Raw genomic sequence first — 16,627 nt, 5'->3', positions numbered from 1 at the left:
CGGCGTGCCGCGGACCCGTCAGACCGGACGCGCCCGCCGGGTGGCCTCCAGCACCGAGGCCAGAAAGCGGTGCACCGTCTCCAACTCGCCGTCCTCGAAACCTTCCGCGGCCGTCACCACCTCGCCGATCACCGGCCTGAAGAAGGCCCACCCGAGTCGTGTGGCCTCCTCCTCCACCTCCAGCAGCACCCGTCGCCGGGGTCGGCCGTGTCCCTGCTGCGCCGGACCCACCCGAGCCGCTCCAGCCGGTCCACCAGGGCGGTGGTCCCGGACGAGTTCAGGCGCAGTTGCTCGCCGGAGCCACCCACCACTCCCTGCCGCTCACCGAGCCGAAGGAGCTGAACGACCGGCTGATGGATTTCCCGGGCTGACGGCGCCGGACGTCACCTGTTGCCCGTCCTGATCCAGGGCCAGAAGACGAAGCAGGTCACGACGGGCGCGACGAGCACGGTCAGCATCCACAGGCCCACGCTCGCCGGTGAGTAGACGTAGTACTGCCACCGCTCCGGCAGGAGCGAGGGCGCGAGCAGGAGCAGGACCAGCGCGGTCCAGGTGACCAGCACCGTCACGGCCAGGCGTCCCGCCACCATCATTTCCGGCCTCCTCGACGACCGCCCGTCTCCCGGAGAGGAAGGGTAAGGCGGCCGGTACGGTCCTCCGCGGCCGAGCGGTCACCGGCGGTCGTGCCGCCCCGGCGACGGCTCCAGGGAGGAGGGGGGCTCCTCGGAAGGGTCGTCCCGGTCGAGCGTGCCCCAGCGTCCGGGCTGTTCGGTGATGATGCGGCAGGCGTCCGTGATCACCTGGTCGGCGATCCAGCCGAGAGGCTCGATCTCCGTCACCAGGGGTTCGTTGTCCGGTCCGCGTGCCGTCTCGGAGCCGTGCAGGACCCAGGGCCGGGTGCGGGCGTCCTTGACGCGCGGCAGGTGGCAGTAGTCGTACAGCCGGCGGGCGACCCAGACGCGCACGGGCCGCTCGCCCCACCAGTCCTCGAGGTCCAGCGGGCTGGCCGACAGACCCGGCAGCCTGATCCCGGTCAGATCGTCCGTACTGCTCGTCCTCGGCAGGTCGCTCGCCGGTCCGCGGGACCAACGCACGTAGAGGCCGCGGCGGCGGGTGATGAGCCGGGTCAGCTCGTCGAGGCTGCTGAACGTCGGCAGGTCGGCGGTCCTGGTCATGGTGCTCGTGGCCGGGGCGGTCAGGCGGTCAGGAGGGAGTCGTCTTCGGTACGGGCCCCGGGCAGCCGGTGGCGGGCGGCGACGAGGGCGGCGTCGATGTCGCGGGTGCCGGTCGACACGCACAGCGTGTACGCGACGTCCTCCATGCGCCGGCGGGCTTCCCCGGTGCCGTTCTCGGCGTGCAGGGCGCGCAGGGCCTCGTACTGCTCGATGAGGTTCCTCAGCACGACGGGGTGTGCCAGGAGCATCGGGGGCCTCCCTCGTCACCATCGCTCACACGGGTCGTCCACCGACCCGTCTTCCCCGGGTCCCGGCCGCCAATCCAGTGCGTTCCGCACCGGCGGCCGGGAGGTCCGGGAGACCGGCGCCCGACCCGGTCGGCCGACGGGGCCCGGAGCGGGCCGACGGCCTGGGGAGCGAACAGGGACCGGGGCACGGGGCCGGCCCCGGTCATGGCTGTTCCGGACCTACTTGCCCATGGCCTGGCGTACGGCGTCCTTGGTGCGGTCCATGAGGGCGGCGACGGGGCCCAGGGCCATGTTCTTCGCCCCGGACTCGACACCCGGGTGGGGCCGGGTGGGTGCCACCGCCTCGGCGGCCTTGATCGCCTTGGCCATCGCGGCGAGGCCGGTGACGTCGGTGCTGCGGCGGATGTGGGTGAACTCGTAGCGTTCCTCGGCCCGCGCGTGCTCCTGGACGTCCTGGCGCAGCTTCAGCAGCCGGGGCAGGAACTTCGGGTCGTCGGTGTCCAGCTCGTCGAGGGCGGCCAGGGTCTCCTTGGCGGCCTTCTCCTCGGCGAGACGGTCCTTCACGACCTGCTCGCCACCGGGGAACCCCTTCCGGGCGAAGGGGTGGACGACCTCTTCCTCGGCGGTCTCGTGCACGGCCAGCAGGCGCACCAGACGGCGGAAGGCGTCCCGGCGTTCCTCACCCGTGGCCGCCTCGACCTCGTCGAAGAGATTGCGGATGTCGCCGTGCTGACGCATCAGCAACGCCACCACGTCGTCGTCCTTCGCCCGGTCGTCCCCGGCGTGCGGGGTCCTCAGCTCGGACATCTCGGCCTCCCCTACTTCTCGCGCTGCGCGGGGTCGGGGTGCTCGCCCTCGGTCTGCACCCGGTACTCGCGGCCGAACATCTCGTCGTGCTCGGTCATGACCCGGTCGCTCGGCGGTGCCTCCCCGCCGTGGATCCGCTCCTGCATCCGCTCGAACCGCTCGTGCGCCTCGCGTACGTAACCGGCGCCGAGCGTGGTCAGGTCCATCTGGGTGTCGAGCAGTTCGCGCAGGTAGCCCTTGTTCGGCTCGAAGGTCAGCACGTTGGGCAGCTCGGGCGCCAGCACCGAGGCGGGGTCGCGGCCGTCGTGGCGGCGCATCAGGTCGCAGGCGGCGTGCAGGTGCTCCAGCTCCATGTTCAGGTGCAGCTCCCAGATCGCCTTCACCTTGGGGTCGCTCTCCTGCTCCATGAAGGAGTGGTACAGGTAGCACTCGTTGTACTCGTGGTTGACGAGCTGCTCCCACCACGTCTCACCCGGGTCCACCAGGGACTCGTAGTGGGTGACGTGCTCCTCCTCGATCAGCCCGATCTCCTGGTAGAGCTGACGGGCGATCGGCTCCATGTAGGTGGGGCCGGTGTTCATGTAGAAGTTCATGGTCTGCTGCTCCGCCGACATGATCGTCAGCGCGTGCAGCTTCGACAGCGGGTTCGTCTCGTCCTTGGCGTACGGGTCGCGGACGTTGTCGACCGGATCGCGGTGGTGGAACCTCGTCGGCCGGCCGGGCATGACCTCGGTCAGGTTGTCGACGACCGACTCCGCCTTGCGGTGCTCGATCATCTCGTACAGGTTCGCGTACCGGTACAGGTGGTCGAAGTCCTCCAGCACCCCGAACTGGTACGCCTGCTTCAGATACGGGTCCGGCTCCATCCGGGCCACCCACGCCGTCAGGTCCACCGCCACCTGCTCGTAGGCGATGGTCGTCTCCAGCACCGAGGAGACGCCCGGGAGCAGCCAGTTCACGACCTTCTGCTGCTGCGCCTCGATGTAACGCACCTGCGCGAGCTGCCGCTTGATCTCGGGATCGGCCGTGTGCCGGGCGAGCTGGTGGCTGAACAGGATCGCCTCCACCTCGATCCCGTTCATCGTGATGACGCGGCAGCGGGTGTACGGGTCGCAGTGGTCGGGGTCGATCGGGTCCACGTTCAGCTCACGCCAGCTGCGTAGCTGGCGGTCCAGTGGGATGCCCCGCTGTTCCAGCGGATTGAACGTCATGGGGGGTGCCTCCTGAGGACGAGGGAGGGGGACTCGCGCGCCGCTGGGGTACCCCGTTCCGGGCGACGAGCACGGACGTGCTTCTCAGTCTGTTCACGAGGGGCGTTTTCCGGCCACCGCTCGCACCCGCGGGCCGCACGGTTCCCTCCAGTGGGCCAACCGGGCGGGCGTACGCCGCGCTCATCGGTGAGTGTGTCCGCGTCTCACCGGTCCGGACGGCCCGGCGGACGACGGCGGCCGTCCGACGGCCCCGCCGGCACACGGCGAGGGCGGAGAACGAAGGCCCCGTCGACGGACCACGCCGGTGGCAGGGGCGGAGGAGGTGCGCGGACCGGGGCCGCGGAAGGAACGGAGCCGGAGGGTGGGGCACGCCTTTGAGGGGCACCCGGGCTCCGCGGACCGGACACCCCTTCGCCCCTTTGCCCCTCCGTTCCTCCGGCACGGAGGGGACGGCACCGGTCCGGGCCCCCGGGGCGTCACCGCGAGGCAGGAGCGACCGTGACCATCTCGATCACCCACCGGGATTCCGCGGAGCTGGGAGGCGGCGGCAGCATCCTGATGCGCCAGCGCAGGGACCACGCCCGGCTCGACACGATGATGAACCGCTGGCTGGCCGGCGGTACGGACGAAGAGCTCGACGCCCTGTGGCAGGACATCATCCAGCTGGTGTTCAGCCACGCCTTCGCCGAGGAGACCGTCCTGTGGCCCGTCCTGCGCCGTGTGACCCCCCGCGGTGAGGAGCTCACCGCTCGCGTGGAGGAGGAGCACCAGGCGATCAACGACCTGGTGGCACGGGTCGAGAGGTCGCCCGACGACCCCCGGCGCGCCGAGTGGATCCGGCAGGCGTTCGGCCTCGTCCGCCAGGACATCCGGGACGAGGAGGACGAGCTGCTGCCGTATCTCCGGGATGCGTTCGGCGACCGCCGGCTGCGGCGGATCGGCGCCGCGTGGGAGACGGTGCGGGCGACCGCTCCGACCCGCCCCCACCCCGGCGTCCCGCGGCGCCCGCCGGGCAACGCTCTGCGCGGCGTCCTCCTCAGCGTGTTCGACCGGCTGCGTGACCTCGCGCCGGCCGGCGGCCCCGTCGCCCGCCGCGCTTCCCTGATCGCCTCGGGCGCCGTAGGAGCCGCGGCCGTCGTGTTCTGCGTGGTGCGTGCCGTCCGTCGTCCGGGACGCCGCTGACGTCCGGGGGAGTTCCGCCGTCCAGGCCGCCGTGTCCGGTGGCCGGGCCTCCTGGCATCCGCCGGTGGCCGCCCCCCCCGCCGCCGGAGGACCCGCCTCACCCGTCGCGGCCGTCGCCGGTCCGTCCGCGGCGGGAACCGGCGTACGCGGCGTCGCGCAGCCGGCGCAGCCGCCCGGTGGGGCGCAGACCGGTCAGGCTGTGGGCGTACGGGTCGTAGGACACGGTGCGGGAGGCCGGCGCGGTGAGCACGGCGTGCAGGCTCAGGGTGGCGAAGGTGCGCCAGGGCTCGTCGGGGGCGGCCGCCCGCAGGGCGAACCGGACGGGCCCGCGGGCGAGCTCCTGCCACAGCGCCGGCCGCACGTCGTCCCGGCGGCCGTCGGGGACCGGGAACGCCGCCAGCACGCGCTCCCGGTCCCCCATCCGGTAGGACAGCAGGGTCGAGTACGGCCCCTTCAGGGCGTCGGGCCGCAGGAGCGGCAGGTGGCGGACGAACCGGCCGGGACGGCTGGACGTGAACAGCAGGTCGAGCATGCCGCCCGGCCCGCCGGCGTCCTCGACGCGGACGGCCAGGCCCAGGCCGTCCGGCAGCCCCCGGGGCAGGCCCAGCGCCCGCGACCAGCGCACCGTCACCGGGTAGGAGCCGGGCCGGTCGAGCCACGGCACGCCCCAGCCGGTGCCCGCGCGGGCGGCGACGGTCAGTGTCCCCGTGCACAGCACCCCGTGGGGGTGCAGGGCCGGCGCCGACCGCCACCGGGCCAGGCGCCGGGCGAGTCCGTGGGCGGCCCGGTCGATGATCATGCGGTCCCTCAGGGTCGGGGGCGGATGACGGCGCGTACGCAACCGTCGGTCTTCTTCTTGAACATGTCGTACGCCGTGGGCGCGTCGTCGAGCGAGAGGCTGTGGGTCGCCAGGTGGGCCGTCTCGATCTCACCCGCGGCCAGCCGGTCCAGCAGCATCGGGATGTAGCGCTGCCCGTGCATCTGCGCGCCGCGCACGGTGAGCCCCTTGTTGATCACCGCGCCGAGGGGGAACTTGTCGACGGCTCCCGCGAAGACCCCGAGGATGAAGACGGTGCCCGCCTTGCGGCAGGCGTGGATGGCCTGGCGTACGGCGGTGGGCCGGTCGGTCTGGAGACGGAGCTGCTGCTTGGCCTGGTCGTACAGGTGCGCCGGGCCGTCGCTGTGCGCCTCCATGCCGACGGCCTCGATGCACACGTCCGGGCCGCGCCCGCCGGTGCGTTCGCGCAGTTCCGCGGCGACGTCGGTGGCCGTGTAGTCGATGGTCTCCGCTCCGACGTACCGCTCGGTCATGGCCAGCCGCTCGGGGATACGGTCGATGGAGATGACCCGCTCGGCGCCCTTCAGGATCGCCGCCCGGGCGGCCATCTGCCCCACGGCGCCGCAGCCCCAGACGGCGACCACGTCACCGGGCTTCACCCCGCCCAGGTCGGCGCCCATCCACCCGGTGGGCACGGAGTCGGAGACGAACAGGGCGCTGGTGTCGTCGATGCCCTCGGGGATCTTGAAGGCGCCGTAGTCGGCGAAGGGGACGCGCACGTACTCGGCGTGGCTGCCGCGCAGGCCGCCCATGGCGTGCGAGTAACCGAAGATGCCGGCGGCCTCGTAGCCGAAGAGGGCCTGGCCGATGCCGGGGTTGGTGTTGGTGTTGTCGCACAGGGACCACAGGTCGTTGGCGCAGTACCAGCACCGCCCGCAGCCGACGAACGAGCAGACGACGACCCGGTCGCCGGCCTTGTGCCTGCGTACGGCGGACCCGGTCTCCACGACCTCGCCGACGAACTCGTGGCCGATGACGTCACCGGCACGCATGGCCGGGATGTAGCCGCCGATGAGGTGCAGGTCGGAGCCGCAGGTGGTGCCCGCGATCAGCCGCACGATGACGTCCTGGTCGTTGCGCAGCTCCGGATCGGGGACCTGCTCGACGGACAGCCTGTTCACGCCTTCCCAGCACAGCGCCTTCACAGCACTCCCTCCCCGCCGGAGCGACGGGTGAACACCTCGACCAGCTTGCCGCCCGGTGTGGGGCGGGTCGTGGGCGGCGCATCGGGCCGCATCACCTCGCCCGCCTCCAGCAGGGACTTCGCGTCACGCAACGCGCGCCGCAGTTCCTGACGCGGGTCCCGCCCGGCCAGACGCGCGGGCACGGAGGCGGACGCGGCGGGCACGGGCTCCTTGAACCGTGCGGCCAGTTCCGTACCGCGGTCGCCCGGCGCCGGCCGGACCCGCACGTCGATCCGTTCCGCCAGGCCGTCCAGGGGCGGTGGCGGCTTCCCCTCCGACCCCACGTCCGCGGGCGACCGGTTGACCGTCACGGTGAGCCAGCGGTCGCCCGCCCGCTCGTCGGCCCGGTGCGCCGGCCGGGACCGCCGCACGGCCGCCGCCCCGGCGGCCGCGACCGGAACCGCCCACCACAGCTTCCTCATCGAACGTCCTCCGTTTCCGGTGCCCCGGCGGACACCGTCGGGCGCCGGGTTTCCGTGGCCGTCCGCGTGAAACGGCGACGGCCGGGACACGGCGGGACCGCGAGGACGCGGGGCCCTCCCGCACACCGGGACACGGGCGGACCGCCCCGCCTGCGGATGCCCTCCACCGCGGCTTCCGGGGCCTCCCGGACACGACGGTGGCGGCCGGGCGGGGCCGGGGAGCAGGCAGGCCGGAGAGTCCTGGGCACTCGCCGCCGCATCGGCCGCCCGTCCGGGGCCCGCCCCGGGCGACGCCACACCGCGATGCGCCCCGGCCGTCACTCCGGCGTGGGACCTCTGCCCCGGGGGCGGTCAGGCGTGTGAGAAGCGGTCACTCACCGGTCGCCTTGTCCACCAGCGCGCTGTAGGTCAGCTGCAGGGCGTCCGCGCCGGCCAGCGCGGTGAGCGCCCCCATGGCGGTGCGGGTGGCGCGCGGCCAGAGCAGCTGTCCGGCGGTGAGGGTCGAGGCCACCCAGACGCTCATGCAGAACGGGCACGTCACCAGCTCGCCGATCGTGTCCTTGGCGCCTTCGGACCGCGCCTCCTCGTGCAGCTCGGCCGGCCCCTGCGGGCCCTGGAACGTGGTGAAGGGTGCCCTCAGCGGGCTGGTCACCGACGCTTTGCTCAGCAGCCGGCTCAGCCGGAAGGTGGCCACCGCGGTCAGTGCCACGTCCCAGGGCACGGGCCGCTCCGGCACGGGACGGCCGCGCATCCTGACGACCGCCGCCCACCCCGCCGTGTAGACGCCGAAAGCCGCCATGGTCGTCAGATAGCCGCGCAGCGGGCGGTCCTCCTCGGCCGAGTACGTGCGTTCGGTGTGCCGCCACCGTCGCCTCAGACGGTCCGCGAAACGGCCTTCAGACGTCGCGCTCATGGCCTGCGCCCCCTCCTTCGGCCCGCGTCCGTGCCCCGTCCGCCTCCGCTCCCGTCGGTGCCTCCTCCGCTCCGTGCCCGGCCGGTGTGTCCGTCCCGTCCGCACGGCGCAGCCCGATCTCCACGTGTCCGTCGACGACGCGGGTGTCGAAGGCGGGCTGGGGTGCGGTGGCGGGGCCGCGGACGTTCCAGCCGTCCGAGAGCCGGAAGACGCTGCCGTGCCAGGGGCACCGGACACATCCGTCGGCGACCGTGCCCTCGGAGAGCGGGCCCGCCAGATGACTGCACCGCTCGGCCAGTGCGTGGAAGGTCCCGCCGGTCTCGCGCACCACCAGGACCGGCACGTCGTCCACGGTGCGCCGCACGGGCCGCCCGGCGGGGAACTCGTCCACGGTGCCGACCCTGTGCCAGCCCTCACCGACGACGTGCGGTACCTCCTCGGCGTGGTTGGCGCCGGAAGCCTGCCGGTAGGCCAGGTGGCCGCCCAGCATGCCGCCCAGGCCGACCGCCGTCAGCCCGAGGAAGCCGTACGCGCGGCCCGCCCCGGCCCGTCCGGTGAGGCGGCAGAGGAGCGAGGCGCCGTACAGTCCCACGGCCGCCGTGTTGGCCACGGCGTGCACCAGTCCCACCCGTTTCTGCTGACGGTGCAGTTCGGCCCAGTCGACCGCGCCCGCCAGCGCGGCGGGGCCGGCCGCGGCCAGTCCGACGCCCACCAGGAGGCCGGCCCCCCGGGAACGGCCGGGCCACAGGTCGAGCACGGCGGCGGACATCCAGCTGCCGACCGGCACCTGCACCATCAGGGGGTGCACGGGATGGCCGAGCCACCTGCCGTGCAACGCGTCCCGTGCGCGGCCCAACGGGAGGGCCCGGACTCTCCTGGTCAGTACGTCGGCCGCCCCGTCCGCCCTGGGATCACGCTCCAGGGCGTCGAGCAGCCACAGCATCCGGTTCTGGCCCGCACGGCGGCCCGGCTTCTCGCTCATGGACGGTGGGTCCCCCCGACGGCAGGGGACAAACAGCCGGCCCAGGACGCGGAGCCGGCCCCTGCCCAGGGCCGTGCGGACGGCGTCCTCGGTCATCCGGCCGCCCGTTCCCGGCACGGGAAAGGGCGGGGCCCGAAGACCCCGCCCACCACCACCGGAACCGGCTCAGGGCCACACCAGGCAGTAAGCCTGATGCCCCGCCTCGTGCAGCCGGTGCGAGAAGTCCTGCCACTCGTGCAGCGATTGGCGGCGGTGGGGCACTGACCTGGGGCTTCTCGGTGAAACGTGCGTTGACCTGCGGAAACCCTTCTTGGTAGTTCTCATGGGTCAACGCCGTTTCCCGGGCTCATGTGCCCTGGATGTGCCCTCCGGAGACGTGGCTGGGGAGGCGCGTTCAGGCCCAGCTTTCGCGCCTAGGGCGCCGTGATGAGGGCAGTGATGCGGAGAAGGATCCCAGTCGGGCAGTGTCCGCGAGGCGTCTTGAGCTGTTTGGCAGGTGTACCCGTACTCATACGGGTTGGATGAACGCGGGGCCGCTGCATGCGGTCGAATCCCAGTGAGGCAGGGTGGGGGCCATGGTGACCTTGGCGAGTTCCCTGACGGGCGGTTCTGTGCGGGAGGCTTCTCGCGCCTTGCTGGAGCCGGGCGGGCAGGCCCGAACTGTCTCTGTCTTCGGGACCGAGGCGCTGTGCTTCTACCGTCTGAACGAGGGCGAGCATGCGCGGCGCGAGGAAGTCTCCGCCGCCAGGGTGGATAAGCTGCCCGACCTTGAGTGCCTGCTGACACTCCCGGTGGACGTTCCTGTTCCGCTGCAATCGCTGGACTCGCCGGCGCGGCGGGCGGTGCGAGGGCTGCCGTCGGGAGCGGTGGAGCGAGACCGGAAGACGGTCACCCGACGTGCCGTGCGGCCCCTGCAGGTGGATCTTGCTGTGGTTCGCGCTTCCGGGTGGCGCCTGGGCCTTGAGCGAGCGGGCCAATTTGCTCCCTTCTGCCGCCGGGCCATGCTGTTGGACCGTCTTCCAGCCCGACTGGATGAGGTCCTCGTCGAGGCCGACTTCTACGGCATCGGCGTGTTCGTCGCCTCCGGAAACGAGGTCGAGCTGGTACTGGAGCCGGAGGACTACAGGCCGCCCCGGCACACCGCTGCGGCCTGGTGGTTCGTCGAGGATGTATATCAGCGCCTACGCTCGGCGGCGGCTGTCTGAGCCGATGTCTTGGCGGCTTCGGGAGCGGTCGACGCCCATCGATCGAGCTGCGCCGGAGACTTGAACGCCTTCGGCTGCCTGATGGACGTGTTGATCAGTTCGTACTGATCGAGAGCTTTACGGCAGCGGTCGAACCACCACTGCTGGCGTGCTGTGCCGGGCTTGACGGAAGTAAGGGCGCGCAGCCACTCCATGAGGACAGCGACGTTGTGGGCCGCCGCTGCGGCAGGAAGCTCGCCGCGGTTGCTTGTGAAGGCGTCCAGCGCGAGCTTGCCGGCGCAGGCCGAGCAGAAGCAGACCGGAGCGTGGGCGCCACCGTAACGCTTGGCGATCGTCTCGCCCAGGAAGAAGGCCATCAGGTCGGGGAAGAGAACGTGCGGTGACTGCACGGGGATGCTCTTGTTGGTCTGCGCTTTTTCGCCGGGGGCGATGATGTGCCGGTAGCGGCTGCTGGCGCCGAAGGCTGTGAAGGCGGCACCGAAGGCCAGGGCGCCGAATGCCGCGAGATCTGTGCGTAGCAGGGAAGCTCTGGGGACTTTTTCGATGACCTGCTTGAGATGACTTACGGCCTTGGCGTAACGGGCCAGGGGGTCCATCTGCCCGCCCAGCATGATGGCCTTCGGCCCCTTGATCATCCGCAGGTAGGCGATGAGCTGGCGGGTCGATTCCTCGTCGCGTAGCCAGGAGACATCAACCGGAGCGGCGAAGATCACCTCTGGATCGTCGAGTTCCAGGACTCGTGTCACGGCGGCCCGGAGGGCATCGGAGTCCTCCCCCCTGATGTAGCCGGTGGGGGTCATGGGGAGCGTTGCTCCGGCGTCCCGCTGCTCGGCCAGAGACAGTTCCAGGGGATCGTCGAGGAAGAGCGTGGGCTCGGCGTCGTAGGGGAAGGGGTTCTCCTCGGTCGCGGCGCTGACCTCGTACACCGCCGGGTCGATCAGGAGCGGAGCGGCGTAGCCGTCCCGGTATCGCAGGGTGCCGGCCTTCTTCACGGCGTCGGTGCCACACAGGATGAGCCCACTGCGTGCCAGGTCGACCTGCCCCTGGACGTAGCTGAGCCGGGCGGTGCTGACCTGGATCAGCATGCGGCCCTGCAGATTGTTCAGGCTGTCCGGCCGGTCTCGCGCACCCACAGCGTCGGGAGGCTCGGTCAGATCGGAGCGTGGACGAGGCAGCGGGGCGGAACGGTCGGTCATGGTCACCTTCGGAAGGCCGGGAATGATGATGAACCGGCGCCCTCGACGTACAGGCGCTGGAAGTCTTCAGGAAGCAGGTGCGCGCAGGCAGCCGCATCCTCCAGAGTCATCTGGCGGTCGGTCAGCAAGGTGTGGACAAGGGCGGCGAGGCGCCGCGGCTGCTCGGGGGGGACATCAACAGGCTCCGCGGTCCGGTAGCCGAGCGCTGACATCTCGATCATCAGGGTGCGGTACTGCCACTCGCTGACAGCGTTGAGCGTTTGGGCACGGCGCAGCAGCGCACTCATGGAAACACCCCAAAGCCGCTTCAGCTCCGTCAGCCTGGCCAGATCGACGCGGTCGGAGAACGCCTGCCGGATATCGGAGGCAGGCATCAAGAACTCGGCAGCGAAGGCGTCGGCCTGCTTCTCCTGTGTTGACCCTGTGCCCGGCTCGTCATGCATCACAAGGTGACCCAGCTCGTGCGCGATGCTGAAGCGACGTCGGTCGCCCGGTGCCCGGGTGTTGACCAGGAGCAGAGGTTGCCCGCCTTCTGCCCACTGGCTTACGGCGTCCAACAGGTCGCTGTCCAGGTCGCGGGTGATTACCAGTGCGCCGGCATGCTCCAGCACCGCGACTATGTTGGGCACCGGACCGGGGGCCATGCACCACTCCCTGCGGACTCGCCGGGCAGCGTCCTTCGGGGTGGTGAGGTCATCCAGCGAGACCCTGAAGAAGTGTTGCGGGACTGGTGGCAATGCCGCTGCGGACGCCAGGCCGTTCAACTGAATCCGTGAGAGCGCCAAATGGGCGTGCACGCGCCGCAGAGCGGAAGCAGACAGAGCTGCTTTCTTGCGGTGGTGGACCAGACCCACTCCGATGCCGCTGACCTGCGGATCCAGGCACAGCAGCTCAGGAGGGTAGCCGAGCGCGGCTGCGTATAGCTCAAGACGCTCGCCAGTGACGACGAGACGACCAGCCTCGGCTCGGCTTACGTAGCCCTGAGAAACCGTAGTGCCACTCAGCGACGCCTTGGTCATAGCCGTGGCGACCTCAGCCTGCGTCAGCCCGCGGGACTCGCGCGCCAGCACGAGCATCCCGGGGTGCGCCCGCAGCTCAGCGATCGCCATACACGACACCACCTCGTATCAGACCTCGAAACAGTAGCACGAAATATTCCACGACTGATTCGAGGCCCTGAGCCCCCTCCGTAAATCTCGACGTGCGGCGGACCCCCCGTGTGCTGCATCCGTTCCCTCCAGGGCCGGGCGGGGGCTTTGGAGATGCCGTCGCGCGTGACACCAGGAGTAGCGTGGGAGCTGCGGAACGGAGTCCCGTCGTCGCACCGGCCCTACAGACGGGTGGTCATCATGACCAGCTCGGATACACCACCTGTTCCCCGGCGCCTGCCCAGTGGCGTCCACGAGGCCGTGCGACCGGGATCTGCGCTTCTCCGGCTGGAGACGACCGAATCACGCAAAGGCGTCCTCGACGGCGCGTGGTGGCCGCGCTCGCGCGACATCGGCGCCGAGCTGCCCGCCCTGTTGAGTGCCCTCGTCGCCCACCTCGGCCCCGTGTCCCGTGTGGGGCTGGATGCCTCCGCCTGGGAGGGTCTCCCGACGCGTATCGTCGTGGACGACCACGTGGTGCACATCGACTCCTTCCCGGTCGGTGACGACACGGTCCTGATCACCCGGGGCGACCGGGACATCTTCTCGCTGCTGGTCGTCCCGCCCGACGCGGCACCGGATGCCGCACGTGCCGCGATGGCCCAGGCGGTCCGGGTGGACAACGTCAGCGACGCGGAACAGATCCTCATCGACACCGGGAGCGGGCGTGGTCCTGTGGGCTGACGGGGCGGCGCGGGGCGCGACCGGCGTACGGCTTGACCGGCGCATCAGCGCTCTCCGTCCGGTGGCCCGTTCCCTGGGGTGCTTCTGTCGACGTCAGGCCCGCTGAGGGCGCGCCCCTCCCGGCCTCATCGGGTAGAGCAGACCGTCGGAGCCCGTGTCCATGAGCAGTCGTTCGGTCTGCGGGGAGGGGTGGTGCAGCAGGAGGAACGCCTGGGCCTCGGCGGCATGCTCCGACACGTCGAGGAAGACGCGCAGGCCGCTGTCGTCACAGCGGTCGACGGTGGTCAGATCGACGTCGATGAGGGTGATCCCGTCCCGCAGACACTGCTCCAGAGCGGCGCGCACCCGGGGCGCGGTGACGGGGTCGATCACACCGGCCAAGGTGACCAGGGCCCGCGCGCCCCGGTCGTGCCGGTAGATGTTCAGCCGCGGAAGAGTCATGACGCCTCGGTTCGGATGCTCGGATCCTCGGGTGCTCCAGAGCCTGCGTCCACGCCCCGTGCTCGCGTCGTCTCGGGCCGGCTGGGCGGTGGGGATGGGCGGCCGGTTGGCCGGTCGGATGCCCGGATGCCGGCCCATGGTGCGGGGTGCGGCTGGGGCGCGCCCCGGCCACGGCGACCGGGCCGGGGAGTGCTGTACCGGTATGCCGCGATCCTGTCGGCGTGCTGGAGCCCGAGCCGGTGGATCACGTACGCCGCCACTGCGACGAGGACCAGGAAAGCGATGGCCGTCAGGAAGGCGTTCACGGCGGCCACCTCACATACCGATGATCAGCCGGCTGGCCGGCCCTGGCGGACCGGTCTGTTCGGTGACGGCCGCGGCCACCGCCGAGGCGCCGCCCTCGGACTCCCCTGCCTCGTCCGGGTCCAGTGCCTGGCCGGCGGGGGAGACGGCGTGCCGGGCCGCTTCCGCGGCGATGAGCGCGCTCGCGGTCAGGAGCGGGCCGTCGTCGTCGGATACGGCTGCCATCAGACGGGCCGCCGACTGCGCCCCGGTCTCGGGCGGAACAACGAGGAGATCCCAGCGGCTGGTGCCGTAGGAGAGCAGCAGCAGCTTGTGCGGGTCGATCTCCGACGTGAACCAGCCGACCTTGACGATGTGCCCGCTCACCGGAATCTTGCGGGGGATGACCGGCCAGTGCTCCGGGTTGACGGCGATACGGGTGATGTGGCCCCACAGGGGGTCCAACAGGTCGGTGAGCGCCGGCAGTTCACTCAGCAGGTCCCGGGACCGTGGCCACCAGGCTCCGTCCAAAAGCCCGCGGGAGGCGCCGTCGGTCTTCAGCGCGAGACGCGCGGCTGGGGCTGCGACGGGCTCGGGGTGCGGCAGGGTGGGGTACAAGGTCGCCGACATGGTGCGGACCTGTCTCCGGGCCACCTGCGCCGCGGCCCGGGTGTCATCCTTCGCCGGGGACGACCCGGCGTGGAAGCCGGTGTGCGAGATGCCCTCGGTACTCCCCACACTACTCCGCGTTCACCAGCGGCGAGGGGTAGTGGCCGCACGGATGTGCGGTACCTGCCGCCGTGCAACGGTGACGGACGGCGGGGACGAGAGGTCAGCCGCGCCACTCCACCATGAGCAGCGTCGCGTCGTCGCTGGTCTGTCCGCCGCGCGCCTGCTTGAGCGTGTGGGACAGGGAGCGCGTCACCGCCCGGATGCCGCGGCCGGTCCTCTCCAGCCGGTTCACACAGTCGATCAACTGGTCCTCGCCGAACTCCTCCCCGCCGCTCTTGTGTTCCTCGACCACTCCGTCGGTGAAGCAGAGGATTCGGTCACCGGGCACCAGCCCCAGTTCGCTCACCCGAGGCTCCGAACCGCCCAGGCCGACGGGAAGGGTCGTCGGGACGACCAGACGCTGTGCGACGCGGTGGTCGCGGACGAGGATCGGCGGCGGGTGCCCGGCGTTGACCCACTGCACCCGCCCCGTCGTCGTGTCCACCTGCAGCATCTGCGCGGTGACGAAATGCTCGGCACCGAACTGCTCGGCCACGGCGCGGTCCATGAACGCGTAGATCTCCGACAGTCCGATGCCGGAGCGGCGGGCATGGCGGTAGGCGCCGATGGCCACGGTGGCCATCGTGGCCGCGTCCAGCCCGTGCCCCATCGCGTCGATCATGACCACGTGGAGGGCATCGCCGTTCAGCGCGTAGTCGAAGCTGTCGCCGCCCACGTCGTAGGCGGGTTCCAGGATCCCGGCCACGGCGACCCGGGGCATGATCATGGCCAGAGGTGGCAGCAGCGACCACTGGATCTCCGCGGCGACGCTCATCCCCTCATCGCGTCGGACGTCGAAGAACAGGTCGGAGTAGCCGTGCTTGGTCACCAGAAGGTCGGCCACCAGGCCGGAGATTCTGAGCAGCAGGCGGCGGTCGTCGTCATCGACTCTGTCCAGCGTCACCGCCATGACCCCCACCTGGTCACCGCCGTCCAGGAGGGGCAGATGGACCCGGATGCCGTCCTGCTCGGGCACCTCCACGGGGACCGCGTCGAGAAAGCAGCGGCCCGCCTCGGAGTCGTCGATCACCTGCGGTTCCCCGCCGCTGAGGCCCTCCCCGGGCAGCGGTACGAGCACCAACTGGCCGTAGTCCTGCAACAGCACCTGCGGACGGCGGCCACCGAGCCGGTCCACCACGTCGGCGACCAGGGGCCCGATGAGATGGGGTGGGAGTTCGTGCGCGCTGTCCAGGATCTTTCCGAGGAGCGCTTCCCCGAAGCTTTCGGACCGGTCCGGGCGCCGTCCTGCCGTCATCCCGTCACCTTCCGCGGTCACGTTTCGGGCGGGGGCGGGCCCGGATGACAAAGGATGTGTCGGTGCCATGGCTCCATCATGCGGTCGTGGATGCCCGTCCCGCCGGTCAGGCGGAGTCGGCCGGGCTGCTCACCTGGGTCCGGCTCCTCCTTCCGACTCCCGTGCGTCCTGTCCGTCGGGGCCGCTCTCGGCGAGTGCCAGCAGGCGCGGAGCCGACAGTGGGTTCGCGGGGTCGGAAGCAGCGGTCAGCAACCGGGTGGCCACTCGGGCCGGCTCGTCCGGGGGGGGGGGGGATCACCAGCAGTTCCCAGCTCCCCACGGTGCCGCAGTCCACGGTGATGGCATGTGCCTCGGCGGCGGAATCGGTCAGCACCACCTCGATCACGTGGCCGGGAGCCATCACCTCCTGCGGGGCATCGGGCCAGGCGGCCGTTTCCACGGTCACGCGGGTGACGGTGCCGATGCCCGGATCCAAGGAGCCGACCAGCGCGGGCAGCTCCAGTTCCAGTGCGTCGCAAAGCGGCCACCATGCGCCGTCCAGCGGGCCATGGCTGACACCTGGCATGAGGCGCAGCCGGCGCATGGGCATCCGGTAGGAGTGTCCGTCATCGGGCACCGCACCTTCGGCGGGCTCTGTGGTGATGTTCATCGTGCGATTCCGTTCCGGGCCGTGCGGTTTCCGG

The 16,627-nt window shown here is 71.3% G+C and carries 20 protein-coding genes; 3 read left to right on the top strand and 17 right to left on the bottom strand.

What is annotated here, in order from left to right:
* Window positions 1-18 precede the first annotated feature (18 nt).
* The 6 genes from ACF1DX_RS34450 to ACF1DX_RS34425 form a co-directional block, all read right to left on the bottom strand.
* Window positions 19-231, bottom strand: a complete 213-nt coding sequence (locus ACF1DX_RS34450) for a hypothetical protein (RefSeq protein ID WP_391795154.1) — start codon at window positions 229-231, stop codon at window positions 19-21.
* Window positions 232-383: 152 nt separating this feature from the next.
* Window positions 384-590, bottom strand: a complete 207-nt coding sequence (locus ACF1DX_RS34445) for a hypothetical protein (RefSeq protein ID WP_391795094.1) — start codon at window positions 588-590, stop codon at window positions 384-386.
* 81 nt (window positions 591-671) lie between these two features.
* Complete coding sequence (locus ACF1DX_RS34440; RefSeq protein WP_391795093.1) at window positions 672-1,175, bottom strand: DUF6098 family protein; 504 nt, start codon at window positions 1,173-1,175, stop codon at window positions 672-674.
* Window positions 1,176-1,195: 20 nt separating this feature from the next.
* Window positions 1,196-1,423: a DUF5133 domain-containing protein gene (locus ACF1DX_RS34435; RefSeq protein WP_391795092.1), complete on the bottom strand. Its 228-nt coding sequence runs from the start codon at window positions 1,421-1,423 to the stop codon at window positions 1,196-1,198.
* A 219-nt stretch (window positions 1,424-1,642) separates the two neighbouring features.
* Window positions 1,643-2,230, bottom strand: coding sequence for a hemerythrin domain-containing protein (locus ACF1DX_RS34430; RefSeq protein WP_391795091.1), 588 nt, complete (start codon window positions 2,228-2,230; stop codon window positions 1,643-1,645).
* A gap of 11 nt (window positions 2,231-2,241) precedes the next feature.
* Entirely contained in the window at window positions 2,242-3,441 is a 1,200-nt protein-coding gene (locus ACF1DX_RS34425; RefSeq protein ID WP_391795090.1) for a hypothetical protein, read from the bottom strand.
* Between the two features lie 498 nt (window positions 3,442-3,939).
* On the opposite strand from ACF1DX_RS34425, the gene ACF1DX_RS34420 reads away from it, so the two are divergent.
* Window positions 3,940-4,623, top strand: a complete 684-nt coding sequence (locus ACF1DX_RS34420) for a hemerythrin domain-containing protein (RefSeq protein ID WP_391795089.1) — start codon at window positions 3,940-3,942, stop codon at window positions 4,621-4,623.
* Between the two features lie 97 nt (window positions 4,624-4,720).
* Here the strand turns inward: ACF1DX_RS34420 and ACF1DX_RS34415 are convergent, their stop codons facing one another.
* From ACF1DX_RS34415 to ACF1DX_RS34395, 5 genes are all read right to left on the bottom strand, one after another.
* Window positions 4,721-5,422, bottom strand: coding sequence for a phosphodiesterase (locus ACF1DX_RS34415; protein ID WP_391795088.1), 702 nt, complete (start codon window positions 5,420-5,422; stop codon window positions 4,721-4,723).
* 8 nt (window positions 5,423-5,430) lie between these two features.
* Window positions 5,431-6,582 (bottom strand): zinc-dependent alcohol dehydrogenase, encoded by a 1,152-nt coding sequence (locus ACF1DX_RS34410; protein WP_391795087.1) that lies wholly within the window; start codon window positions 6,580-6,582, stop codon window positions 5,431-5,433.
* 20 nt (window positions 6,583-6,602) lie between these two features.
* On the bottom strand, window positions 6,603-7,067 hold the full coding sequence (locus tag ACF1DX_RS34405; RefSeq protein WP_391795086.1) for a hypothetical protein: 465 nt from the start codon (window positions 7,065-7,067) through the stop codon (window positions 6,603-6,605).
* Window positions 7,068-7,437: 370 nt separating this feature from the next.
* Window positions 7,438-7,980 carry a DUF1360 domain-containing protein gene (locus ACF1DX_RS34400; RefSeq protein ID WP_391795085.1) on the bottom strand — a complete coding sequence of 181 codons (543 nt, stop codon included), beginning with the start codon at window positions 7,978-7,980 and terminating at the stop codon, window positions 7,438-7,440.
* Window positions 7,964-8,962, bottom strand: coding sequence for a Rieske 2Fe-2S domain-containing protein (locus ACF1DX_RS34395; RefSeq protein WP_391795084.1), 999 nt, complete (start codon window positions 8,960-8,962; stop codon window positions 7,964-7,966). The genes ACF1DX_RS34400 and ACF1DX_RS34395 overlap by 17 nt, the downstream gene beginning before the upstream one ends.
* Window positions 8,963-9,537: 575 nt before the next feature.
* On the opposite strand from ACF1DX_RS34395, the gene ACF1DX_RS34390 reads away from it, so the two are divergent.
* On the top strand, window positions 9,538-10,167 hold the full coding sequence (locus tag ACF1DX_RS34390; protein WP_142194786.1) for a hypothetical protein: 630 nt from the start codon (window positions 9,538-9,540) through the stop codon (window positions 10,165-10,167).
* Here ACF1DX_RS34390 and ACF1DX_RS34385 read toward each other — a convergent pair.
* Window positions 10,137-11,363 carry a hypothetical protein gene (locus ACF1DX_RS34385; RefSeq protein ID WP_142194787.1) on the bottom strand — a complete coding sequence of 409 codons (1,227 nt, stop codon included), beginning with the start codon at window positions 11,361-11,363 and terminating at the stop codon, window positions 10,137-10,139. The two genes, ACF1DX_RS34390 and ACF1DX_RS34385, sit on opposite strands and share 31 nt — an antisense overlap.
* Before the next feature lie 2 nt (window positions 11,364-11,365).
* Window positions 11,366-12,472 (bottom strand): ImmA/IrrE family metallo-endopeptidase, encoded by a 1,107-nt coding sequence (locus tag ACF1DX_RS34380; RefSeq protein ID WP_142194788.1) that lies wholly within the window; start codon window positions 12,470-12,472, stop codon window positions 11,366-11,368.
* Window positions 12,473-12,712: 240 nt separating this feature from the next.
* On the opposite strand from ACF1DX_RS34380, the gene ACF1DX_RS34375 reads away from it, so the two are divergent.
* On the top strand, window positions 12,713-13,195 hold the full coding sequence (locus ACF1DX_RS34375) for a DUF5994 family protein (RefSeq protein ID WP_182674944.1): 483 nt from the start codon (window positions 12,713-12,715) through the stop codon (window positions 13,193-13,195).
* A gap of 93 nt (window positions 13,196-13,288) precedes the next feature.
* Here ACF1DX_RS34375 and ACF1DX_RS34370 read toward each other — a convergent pair whose 3' ends face one another.
* From ACF1DX_RS34370 to ACF1DX_RS34355, 4 genes are all read right to left on the bottom strand, one after another.
* The gene (locus tag ACF1DX_RS34370) at window positions 13,289-13,636 is read right to left on the bottom strand and encodes an STAS domain-containing protein (protein ID WP_142194789.1); all 348 of its coding nucleotides are present in this window, start codon (window positions 13,634-13,636) and stop codon (window positions 13,289-13,291) included.
* A 315-nt stretch (window positions 13,637-13,951) separates the two neighbouring features.
* The gene (locus ACF1DX_RS34365) at window positions 13,952-14,656 is read right to left on the bottom strand and encodes a DUF5994 family protein (protein WP_360843597.1); all 705 of its coding nucleotides are present in this window, start codon (window positions 14,654-14,656) and stop codon (window positions 13,952-13,954) included.
* 94 nt (window positions 14,657-14,750) lie between these two features.
* On the bottom strand, window positions 14,751-15,944 hold the full coding sequence (locus tag ACF1DX_RS34360) for a PP2C family protein-serine/threonine phosphatase (protein ID WP_360843600.1): 1,194 nt from the start codon (window positions 15,942-15,944) through the stop codon (window positions 14,751-14,753).
* Window positions 15,945-16,050: 106 nt separating this feature from the next.
* Complete coding sequence (locus ACF1DX_RS34355; protein ID WP_391795083.1) at window positions 16,051-16,593, bottom strand: DUF5994 family protein; 543 nt, start codon at window positions 16,591-16,593, stop codon at window positions 16,051-16,053.
* Window positions 16,594-16,627 lie beyond the last annotated feature (34 nt).

Source organism: Streptomyces sp. NPDC014676 (assembly GCF_043084105.1).
GTDB lineage: Bacteria > Actinomycetota > Actinomycetes > Streptomycetales > Streptomycetaceae > Streptomyces.
This window is presented reverse-complemented; position numbering and strand designations above follow the sequence as displayed.

Bases quoted from the DNA above. Each gene is read 5' to 3' on its own strand.
- ACF1DX_RS34445 (WP_391795094.1), bottom strand. From the start codon at position 590: ATGGTGGCGGGACGCCTGGCCGTGACGGTGCTGGTCACCTGGACCGCG.
- ACF1DX_RS34440 (WP_391795093.1), bottom strand. From the start codon at position 1,175: ATGACCAGGACCGCCGACCTGCCGACGTTCAGCAGCCTCGACGAGCTG.
- ACF1DX_RS34435 (WP_391795092.1), bottom strand. From the start codon at position 1,423: ATGCTCCTGGCACACCCCGTCGTGCTGAGGAACCTCATCGAGCAGTAC.
- ACF1DX_RS34430 (WP_391795091.1), bottom strand. From the start codon at position 2,230: ATGTCCGAGCTGAGGACCCCGCACGCCGGGGACGACCGGGCGAAGGAC.
- ACF1DX_RS34425 (WP_391795090.1), bottom strand. From the start codon at position 3,441: ATGACGTTCAATCCGCTGGAACAGCGGGGCATCCCACTGGACCGCCAG.
- ACF1DX_RS34415 (WP_391795088.1), bottom strand. From the start codon at position 5,422: ATGATCATCGACCGGGCCGCCCACGGACTCGCCCGGCGCCTGGCCCGG.
- ACF1DX_RS34405 (WP_391795086.1), bottom strand. From the start codon at position 7,067: ATGAGGAAGCTGTGGTGGGCGGTTCCGGTCGCGGCCGCCGGGGCGGCG.
- ACF1DX_RS34400 (WP_391795085.1), bottom strand. From the start codon at position 7,980: ATGAGCGCGACGTCTGAAGGCCGTTTCGCGGACCGTCTGAGGCGACGG.
- ACF1DX_RS34395 (WP_391795084.1), bottom strand. From the start codon at position 8,962: ATGAGCGAGAAGCCGGGCCGCCGTGCGGGCCAGAACCGGATGCTGTGG.
- ACF1DX_RS34390 (WP_142194786.1), top strand. From the start codon at position 9,538: ATGGTGACCTTGGCGAGTTCCCTGACGGGCGGTTCTGTGCGGGAGGCT.
- ACF1DX_RS34385 (WP_142194787.1), bottom strand. From the start codon at position 11,363: ATGACCGACCGTTCCGCCCCGCTGCCTCGTCCACGCTCCGATCTGACC.
- ACF1DX_RS34380 (WP_142194788.1), bottom strand. From the start codon at position 12,472: ATGGCGATCGCTGAGCTGCGGGCGCACCCCGGGATGCTCGTGCTGGCG.
- ACF1DX_RS34375 (WP_182674944.1), top strand. From the start codon at position 12,713: ATGACCAGCTCGGATACACCACCTGTTCCCCGGCGCCTGCCCAGTGGC.
- ACF1DX_RS34370 (WP_142194789.1), bottom strand. From the start codon at position 13,636: ATGACTCTTCCGCGGCTGAACATCTACCGGCACGACCGGGGCGCGCGG.
- ACF1DX_RS34360 (WP_360843600.1), bottom strand. From the start codon at position 15,944: ATGACGGCAGGACGGCGCCCGGACCGGTCCGAAAGCTTCGGGGAAGCG.
- ACF1DX_RS34355 (WP_391795083.1), bottom strand. From the start codon at position 16,593: ATGAACATCACCACAGAGCCCGCCGAAGGTGCGGTGCCCGATGACGGA.